Here is an 8780-nt window from a genome sequence, read left to right on the forward strand (position 1 = left end):
TCTCGTACACCCGCACCCGCACCTCGGCCAGCGTGTGGAACGCGGCGTCGTGGGTGACCAGCCGTTCCAGGTAGCGGGCGACCCCGCGGCCGACCCCCAGCGCACGGGTGGCGACCACGGCCACCCCCAGCGCGGTGATGGGCGGGTGGTCGGCGGCGGTGGCCAGCATCCACGCGGCCACGCCCAACAGGGCCACGGCCGCGCCGGTCGCGGCGGCGCCCAGCAGCACGCCCAGAGCGAAGCGGCCCCCGCGCGGCCGGGCCAGGGCCGTCATCCGCAGCAGCGGGTCGCGCCGGCGTTCGCGCTCGGGCACGTGGAGCGGGTCGGGAACGGCGGTACCACCGGTGTCGGCGCTCATCGGGCCGTACTCCCTTCCTGGGTCAGCAGCGGCAGCGACGCGGTCCGCAGGGTGCCACCGAAGGCTGCCCGGGCCCATCCGGTGTCGTGGGCGACGATGACGGCGGTCCGGCCCTCCAACAACCGCGCGACGGCCGTGCGCACCGCCGCCGCGTTCTCCGGGTCCAGGTGGGCGGTGGGTTCGTCCAGGAGGACGAGTGGGGCGTCCCGGCACATCGCCCGCGCCAGCGCGATCCGCTGGCGCTGTCCGGCCGACAACCGGGCGCCGCGCTCGCCGAGACGGGTGTCGTACCCGTCCGGGAGCGCGGACACGAACGCGTCCGCCTCGGCCAGCCGGGCCGCCTCGCGCACACGCTCCATGGACGCGCCGGGCGCTCCCAGCCGGATGTTGTCGGCGACGGACACGTCGAACAGGTAGGGGTGCTGGGGCACCCAGGCGGTGCCGAGCCGCCAGTCGTCGGCGGCGATCCCGTCCAGGGGTTCCCAGTGTCCGCCGGGCGCGCGCACGCTGATCCGTCCCCCGGTGGGCTCGACCAGCCGCAGCAGCAGCGACAGCAGAGTGGACTTGCCCGCGCCGCTGGGGCCGGTGAGCAGCAGGTGCTCTCCTGGCGCCACCTCCAGGTCCAGTCCGGACAGCGCGGGTACGTCCCGGCCGGGATAGAGCATGTCCACCCCCTCGAAACGGATGCCGCCGCCAGCGGCGGGCGCGGGCCGGCCGNNNNCGGCCGCGGGGGAGCCGGGGTTCCGACGTCCTTCTCCGCCTCTTCAGCCTCCCTGGCCTCTCCGTTCTCGGAGAGCCCGCCGGGCATGCCGCCCGCCCCGGCCTTATCCCGCGCTCTGTTCATCCGGGAACCACCGAACACGCTGTCCACCGAGGACTCCCCGGGCACACCCTCCGCCGCAGCCTCATCAGACGTCGCACTCACGCCAGCCGCACGCGCACCAGTCGTCCCGTCCGCCCCGTCGGGTGTCCCACGTCCGCGGTCCAGTTCGGCGAACACCTGCTCCGCGGCGGCCACGCCCTCCATGCTCGCGTGGAACCGGGCGCCCACCTCGCGCAGCGGCAGGTAGGCCTCCGGCGCCAGGATCAGCACCAACAGGGCCGTCTGGTAGTCCATGTGGCCGCCCAGCAGGCGAAGGCCCACCTCCACCGCGACCAGCGCCACCGCCAGGGTCGACAGGAACTCCAGCGCGAACGCCGAGAGGAAGGCGATCCGCAGCGTCCCCATCGTCGCCCGCCGGTGGTCCTCGCCCACCCGGCGCAGGATCGCCGCCTGCGCCCTGGCCCTGCGGAACACGGCCAGGGTCGGCAGCCCCTCCACCACGTCGAGGAAGTGCCCGCCCAGGCGGCTCAGCAGCCGCCACTGCCGGTCCGTGCGCTGTTGGGTGTACATGCCGATCAACGCCATGAACACGGGGATCAGCGGCAGCGTCACGAGGACGACGATCCCCGAGATCCAGTCCGCCCAGAACACCACCGCCAGGACGGCGAGCGGCACGATCGCGGCCAGGACCAGTTGGGGCAGGTAGCGGGCGAAGTAGTCGTCGAGCGCGTCCAGGCCCCGGGTGGCCAGTGTGACCAGCTCGCCCGCCCTGGGTGAGCCCTGTTCGCCGTCGGCGTCGGGTTCGGCCGCCCACACCCGGCCCGACCCGGTCACGTGCGCCACCAGGCGGCGGCGCAGCTGCGACTTGGTGCGCGCCGCGCTGTGCAGGGCGGAGGTCTCGGCCAGGTAGGACAGGAGGGCCCGGGTGACGGCGACGGCCGCGACCGCGCCGACGACCCAGGACAGCGTGTCCAGCCCCTCACCCCGCCAGGCGCCGGTGATGGCGCGGGCCAGCAGCCAGGCCTGGACCAGGATCAGGCCGGTGATGAGCACTCCGCTGGCCACGGAGACGGCCAGGTGCGTCCGGACCGCGCTGGCGGTGCGCACCAGGCGCGGATCAAGGGGCTTCATACGCGCGGGACCTCATGACGTCGTCTCTGCCGGGTGTACGGGCACCCGGCGTGGCTGGGTTTGCACGGTGGCACGGTGCGGGCCCGGTCGGTCGGAGCGGTGCGGCGACCCCAGTATCCACCCGGGACCGTGCCCCCGTCAGGCACCTCCGGGGCGGACGGGCCTTCGCCCTCCGCCCCGGTCCGGACCCCTTCGGTGCCCGCGCGGCCGGTCGCCTCCCGGTGGGGGTGCCCCGCCGGAGGGCGCCCGGGCCCACCGTCACGCGGCGGAGCCGGTCCTCCTGTCGTCCTCCGTCCGGGTGACGGCCGCCCCGGTCACGGTCGCCCCGGTCACCCTCCTGCGGAACACCCAGTAGCTCCACCCCTGGTAGAGGAGCACCAGCGGCAGGAACACCACCGCCACCCACGACAGCACGGTCAGCGTGTACTCGGCGGAGGAGGCGTTCGCGACGGTCAGGCTGAACGCGGGGTCGGTGGTGGACGGCAGCACGTTCGGGAACAGTGAGGTGAACAGCGCGGTGAACACCGCGAGGATGGTCACCGCCGTGAAGGCGAACGACCACCCCTCGCGGTGCCGCCAGGCCGCCGCGACCCCGCCCACCAGGGCCGCGACGGCGAGAACGACGAACGGCAGGGTCCGTGTCCCGCCGCCGTACGCGATCTGGGTCCAGGCCAGGAAGAACGCGCCCAGGGGGAGCGCCGCGCACGCGCTCCACAGGGCCGCCAGCCGCGCGCGTACCCGCACCGGCCCGTCGGTCTTCAGGGTCAGGAAGATCGCCCCGTGCAGTGTGAACAGCGACAGCGTCGTCAGCCCGCCGAGCAGGGCGTGGGGGTTGAGCAGGTCCAGCGTCGAAGAGGTGACGACGTGGTCGGAGTCCATGGCCACACCCCGGACGAGGTTGGCGAACACCACGCCCCACAGGAAGGCGGGCACGGCGCTTCCGGCGAGGATCGCGCGGTCCCACCAGGCGCGCCACGCGGAGTCGTCGCGCTTGCCCCGGTACTCGAACGCCACCCCGCGCAGGATGAGCGCGACGAGGATGAGGAACACCGGGGCGTAGAACCCGCTGAGCAGGGACGCGTACCAGCCGGGGAAGGCGGCGAACATCGCGCCGACCGCGGTGATCAGCCACACCTCGTTGGCGTCCCAGACCGGGCCGATGGCGTTGATGGCGACCCGGCGGTCGACGGAGTCGCGCCTGCCCATGAGGGGCATGAGCATGCCCACCCCGAAGTCGAACCCCTCCAGGACGAAGTACCCGATCCACAGGACCGAGATGGCGATGAACCAGATGACGGCCAGTTCCATGGTCCTTGGCTCCTAGTAGCTGAAGTGCGGGATCGTGGACTCGTCCTCGTCGTCCTCCAGGTCGGGGACGAGGTGGGAGGGCCCGGCCTTGACGTACTTGACCAGCAGGCCGACCTCGACGACGAAGAGCACCGCGTACACCGCGGTGAACCCGGCCAGGCTCATCGCGACGGTCCCCAGGCTGACCCCGGGGGACACGCTCGCCGCGGTGAGCAGCTCGCCGTGCACGGTCCAGGGCTGGCGGCCCATCTCGGTGAGCACCCAGCCGAAGACGTTGGCGGCCAGCGCCGCGGGCAGGGCGAGCATGGCCGCGTAGTAGAACCACCTGCTGGTGGGTGTGCGCTCCCCGCCCCGGGTGAGGTACAGGCCGAGCGCGGCGATCGCCACCCCGAACATGCCGAGGCCCATCATCAGGCGGAAGGACCAGTACACGACGAACACGTTGGGCGTGTAGTCCCCGGGGCCGTAGTACTCGTCGTAGGCCTCCTCCAGGTTGTTCATCCCGTGCACCTCGCCGTCGAAGTGGCCGGTGGCGAGGAAGCTGAGCACGTTGGGAACGGTGAGGTCGATGGGGTTGTACCGCTCCTCGGTGTCACCGACGGCCAGGGCGGAGAAGTCCGCGCCCTCCTCGGTCTCCCACAGGGCCTCGGCGGCGGCGAGCTTCATCGGCTCGTACTCCGCGGCGAGCTTGGCCTGGTGGTCACCGGAGAAGACCACCAGGGCCCCGGCGACCAGCGTGAAGACCAGGCCGACCCTGAGCGTGCCGCGGAACAGGGCGAAGTCACGCCTGGGCGGGACCACCCCGGCGATTCCGGTGTCGCCGTGGTGGCTGTTGCGCCAGAGCTTGTAGGCGCTGACCGCCACGACGAACAGTCCCGCCGTGATGAACGCGGCCGAGACCGTGTGCAGGTAGGTGGACCAGGCCTGGTCGTTGCTGAGCACGGCCCAGATGTCGGTGAGCTCGGCGCGCCCGGTCTCCTCGTTGACGGTGTAGCCGACCGGGTGCCGCATCCAGGCGTTGGCGGCGAGGATGAAGTACGCCGACAGGTTGGTGCCGACGGCGACCACCCAGATGCAGGCGAGGTGGGCGGCCCGGGGCAGCCGGTGCCAGCCGAAGATCCACAGGCCGATGAAGGTGGACTCCAGGAAGAAGGCGAGCAGCGCCTCCAGGGCGAGCGGGGCGCCGAACACGTCGCCGACGAAGCGGGAGTACTCGCTCCAGTTCATGCCGAACTGGAACTCCTGCACGATGCCCGTGACCACGCCCATGGCGAAGTTGATGAGGAACAGCTTGCCCAGGAACTGGGTGGCCTGGAGGTACTCGTGCCTGCCGGTGCGGTACCAGAGGGTCTGGAGCACGGCCACGATGAAGGACAGGCCGATGGTCAGGGGTACGAACAGGAAGTGGTAGATCGTGGTGACACCGAACTGCCACCTCGCGAGTTCAAGGGCTTCCATACCCGCCTCTCAGGTCCCGACCTTCGGTAGTACTACGAATCGTAGTTCTACAGACTGTCGTAGTTCCATCGGGTCCCCGGATTCGGGGTGTCCGGTATGTCTCCTCCGGGTCGGGAACCCTCGCGGGAGGTGCCCCCGCCGTGGTCCGGACACGGGCGGAAGGCCGCTCACACGCCTCCCACCTGCGAAGAGACCGCCGTGATGCGGCCGGGGGGCCGTGGGAGAGGTTCTCGTGTGCGGTTGGGCACACACGGCGGCGGCGCGCCCCGGGGAGACCGCACCGCGCGCCACCACCCCGGGGCAGTGCCGGACACACACGACGGCGGCGCGCCCGAGGGGCGCGCCGCCGTCCAGGAGAGGGGAGGGTGCGGAAGGGCGGGTCAGTCGCCGGAGGCGCCGTCCACGCGCTGGTCGATCATGCCCTCCATCAGTTCGATCTCCTTCTGCTGGGAGGAGGCCATCCCCTCGGCGAAGTTGACGACCAACTCCTCCTGCCCCAGCTCCACCTCGGCATCGGCCATGTCGATACCGCCCTCGTGGTGGGCGATCATCAGCTCCAGGAAGAGCAGTTCGGCCTCCTCGCCCTCGGCCTCCTCCAGGGACGCCATCTCCTCGGAGGACGCCAGGCCCGGCATGGTGTCGGGGACCTCCCCGCCCTCACCGCCGCCGTGGTCGTGGCCCTCCATCCAGGCCATGGCGGGCTGGGAGCCGCGCGCGGGCAGGTCCCAGGCCATCAACCAGCCCTGCATGATCCCGATCTGGGACTGCTGGGTGCGGGCGATGTCGGTGGCCACCGTGCTCAGCTCCGGATCCTCGGTCTTCTCCAGGATGATCATCGACATGTCCACGGCCTGGGCGTGGTGCGCGCTCATGTCGCGCAGGAACCCGGCGTCGGCGCTGGTGTCCAACGGGTAGGAGGGGCGTCCCAGCAGGTAGCCTCCGCCCAGGGCCAGTACGACGAGGATCACGGCGGTCCACATGGGCAGCGACCGCCAGGACGTCCTCGGCGTCGTGTCCCCGTGGGGGCCCTCCTCCTCCCACGGGGGCGAATCGTCGTCCGGAGGACCGTCGTCGTGGTCGGCGGTCCCGGTCGCGGGGCCGTTTCTGTGTTCCATAGGAACCATCCTGGTCAAATCGCCCAACTCTGGTGCCAAAGTAGAGGATAGGTAAGTCCCTAATGTCACCACCCACCCCAGGAGACCCACAGTGGCCAAGAAGAAGACGGCGGAGGAGCGCCGCCGCCGCGCAGCCGAACTGAAAGCGCAACGCCTCAAAGAGGAACGTCGTCGCAAGATCCTTGCCACCACCGGTATCACGGCCGCTGTGGTCCTGGTCGTGGGTCTGCTCGGTTTCCTTGTCTTCATGGAGTTCCGCAGCCGCACGATCTCGGGGGTGGAGGAGTACGAGGTCGGCTCCTACGCCCACGTGGACACGGGGCAGACGGTGAACTACGAGCAGTCCCCTCCCGTGGGCGGCGACCACTGGAACGCCTGGCAGAACTGCAACGTCTACTCCGAGCCGGTCACCAACGAGTTCGCGGTGCACTCCCTGGAGCACGGCGCGGTGTGGATCACCTACCAGCCAGACCTGCCCGAGGAAGAGGTGCAGGCGCTGAACGACATGTACAGCGCTGGTGACTACCTGGTGGTCAGTCCCTACGAGGGTGAGATGGAAGCCCCGATCGTCGCCTCCAGCTGGGGCCGCCAGGTCACCGCCGAGACCGCCGACGACGAGAACCTCCAGCGCTTCGTGCGCCTCTACGAGCGCGGCACCGACGTCCCCGAGCCGGGCGCCGCCTGCTCCGGAGGCGTGGCGGAGAACGCCGAGGAGGTCACGGCCATGCTCGGGAACGGCGGGCTGGACGCTCCGACCATGGACGGCCCCGCGAACGGTGACGCCGGAGCCGAGGAGGAGGCCGCAGGCGAGGCGTCCGACGCTCCCTCCGAGTCCGCTGGGGACGAACCGAGCGCGGAGGAGTCGGCCGAGGAGCAGAACTGACGGGACTTCCACCGTCACCGTGACCCCGTGACGAACGGTGTGGGGCCGTCAGCGACCGCTGGCGGCCCCACGTTCGTCCACAGGGCGGGAAGGCCTCTGGTGCGCGGAGTTCGCGCGGGTCCGGCGTGGTGACCGGGGGCACGCCTTCGCCCGCCTCGGCATGCCCGCCCACCGGAGGTGTCGGGTTCCCGCGGAGCGGCCCCCCGGACAGGGCGCGGTGGGCGAACCGTCCGTCCACGCCCATTCCCCGGTCCCCCGCGAGGGCGTGCCCGTGTGCCACGACGTCCAGAAGGATCGGGGCGGCGACGGCCGCGGCCGGGAACACCGCCGCACTGTGGTCGTGCAGTATCCCGCCACCGGCCAGACGTGTCCCCGCGGAACCGCCTCGACCAGATTCTTCGCGCGTGCCGGGCCACGCGGGGCGGAGGCGGCCTCCTCAGGCCGGTACCAGCCGGGAGGACCCGGTACGGCCTCCCACCTCACCGCATCGATCGTCCCGACGACCGCCAGCACGGACGGCTCTTCCCCGGCACCGGAGCCCGGTTCCCTCAGCGGAGGGCTCCGGTCACAGCTCCCCCTCGGGAAGCGGCGGGACGTGCTCGTTGATCAGGTCGCTGACCGTCGACAACGCGGCCGCGGGGGCGCCGTGCGCGGCCGGGACCGACAGTTCCACGTAGGCCTCGTGGCCGACCGCCGTGTACATGGTGGGGGCGTCCTCCGGTTGCGGCAGCCACGGAACGTCGTTGACGACCTGGAGGAACGAGTCCGGGGCCAGGGCCACGGGGCGCTCGACACCGCAGCGCACTCCGATGGGGGGATCACCCCAGGCCGCCGTGAGTTCCGAATCGGGTCTCACCCGCGCCCGCTCCGCCCCCAACAGGGTGTCGGGAAGGGCGGCGACGAGGTCCGCGCAGATCTCGGCGGTCGCCGCGTCGGCCTCCGGGGGCTCCATCCGCACGGTCGTGCCGCAACCCGTCGCGAGCAGGGCCACGACCGCACCGGCGCACGCGTACCGCCTCAGCACAGCAAACTCCGCTCCGGTCGACGCCGATGCGTCAGATGTTGACGATGGGACAGGTGAGAGTCCGGGCGATCCCGTCCAACCGCTGGATCCGGGCCACCACGAGGGCGCCCAGGGAATCGACGTCGTCGGCACGGGCCTGGACGATGACATCGTAGGGCCCGGTCACGTCATGGGCCTTCTCGACCCCCTCGATGCCCCGGATGCGTTCCGCCACCTCGGCGGCCTGCCCGACCTCGGTCTGGATCAGGATGTATGCCTGCACCATGAGTACTCCTTCGTGTGCGCCGGGTGTGACGGCGAGCGGTTCCCGGCCGTGCCGAAGGTGCGGCCGTCGACGAACGGATGACAGACGTGGGGCCAGCCCACCTCGCCGGAGCGTCACCGTACCCTGATGCCTGTGCGGAACACCATTGGGGGTCTTGGCGAGTTCGCTCTGATCACACGCGTGACGAGCCAATTCCCCACGACGGACGATGTAATCCTCGGACCGGGGGACGACGCGGCGGTTGTCGCGGCGCCCGACGGCCGGACGGTCGCGACCACCGACCTGCTGGTCGAGGGACGCCACTTCCGGCGCGCGTGGTCCACCGCCCGTGACGTGGGGCACCGCGCCGTCGCGCAGAACTTCGCCGACGTCGCTGCCATGGGCGCCCGTCCGACCGCGTTGCTCATCGGCTTTC

7 protein-coding genes and 2 pseudogenes (1 of these 9 running past the window's edge) are annotated in these 8780 nt (G+C 71.4%); 2 read left to right on the plus strand and 7 right to left on the minus strand.

The features are described from left to right. From D455_RS29975 to D455_RS0110180, 5 genes and pseudogenes are all read right to left on the minus strand, one after another. Positions 1-358 (minus strand): annotated as a pseudogene (locus D455_RS29975) (thiol reductant ABC exporter subunit CydC); the annotation flags it as partial. Continuing rightward, positions 355-2312 (minus strand): annotated as a pseudogene (locus tag D455_RS36135) (ABC transporter ATP-binding protein/permease). The pseudogenes D455_RS36135 and D455_RS29975, both read right to left, overlap by 4 nt. 258 nt (positions 2313-2570) lie before the next feature. Further along, the gene (gene cydB / locus D455_RS0110170) at positions 2571-3620 is read right to left on the minus strand and encodes a cytochrome d ubiquinol oxidase subunit II (RefSeq protein WP_017570618.1); all 1050 of its coding nucleotides are present in this window, start codon (positions 3618-3620) and stop codon (positions 2571-2573) included. A gap of 12 nt (positions 3621-3632) precedes the next feature. Continuing rightward, a complete protein-coding gene (locus D455_RS0110175) occupies positions 3633-5078 on the minus strand; it encodes a cytochrome ubiquinol oxidase subunit I (protein WP_017570619.1) in 1446 nt (481 codons plus the stop codon). A gap of 380 nt (positions 5079-5458) precedes the next feature. Beyond that, on the minus strand, positions 5459-6193 hold the full coding sequence (locus tag D455_RS0110180; RefSeq protein ID WP_017570620.1) for a DUF305 domain-containing protein: 735 nt from the start codon (positions 6191-6193) through the stop codon (positions 5459-5461). 91 nt (positions 6194-6284) lie between these two features. On the opposite strand from D455_RS0110180, the gene D455_RS0110185 reads away from it, so the two are divergent. Further along, on the plus strand, positions 6285-7076 hold the full coding sequence (locus D455_RS0110185) for a DUF3105 domain-containing protein (RefSeq protein WP_017570621.1): 792 nt from the start codon (positions 6285-6287) through the stop codon (positions 7074-7076). A 565-nt stretch (positions 7077-7641) separates the two neighbouring features. Here the strand turns inward: D455_RS0110185 and D455_RS0110190 are convergent. Both D455_RS0110190 and D455_RS0110195 read right to left on the minus strand, forming a co-directional pair. Then, positions 7642-8100, minus strand: coding sequence for a DUF3515 domain-containing protein (locus tag D455_RS0110190; RefSeq protein WP_017570622.1), 459 nt, complete (start codon positions 8098-8100; stop codon positions 7642-7644). A 31-nt stretch (positions 8101-8131) separates the two neighbouring features. Continuing rightward, entirely contained in the window at positions 8132-8365 is a 234-nt protein-coding gene (locus D455_RS0110195) for an Lrp/AsnC family transcriptional regulator (RefSeq protein ID WP_017570623.1), read from the minus strand. Between the two features lie 132 nt (positions 8366-8497). On the opposite strand from D455_RS0110195, the gene D455_RS0110200 reads away from it, so the two are divergent. Beyond that, a protein-coding gene (locus tag D455_RS0110200; RefSeq protein ID WP_026122492.1) for a thiamine-phosphate kinase crosses the window boundary here: on the plus strand, positions 8498-8780 show its start. Its footprint extends 686 nt past the window's final position; 283 of the gene's 969 nt are visible here — the first part of the coding sequence; the start codon lies at positions 8498-8500; its stop codon lies beyond the right edge, outside the window.

The sequence above is a fragment of the Nocardiopsis halotolerans DSM 44410 genome, assembly GCF_000341065.1.
In the GTDB taxonomy this organism is placed as follows: domain Bacteria; phylum Actinomycetota; class Actinomycetes; order Streptosporangiales; family Streptosporangiaceae; genus Nocardiopsis; species Nocardiopsis halotolerans.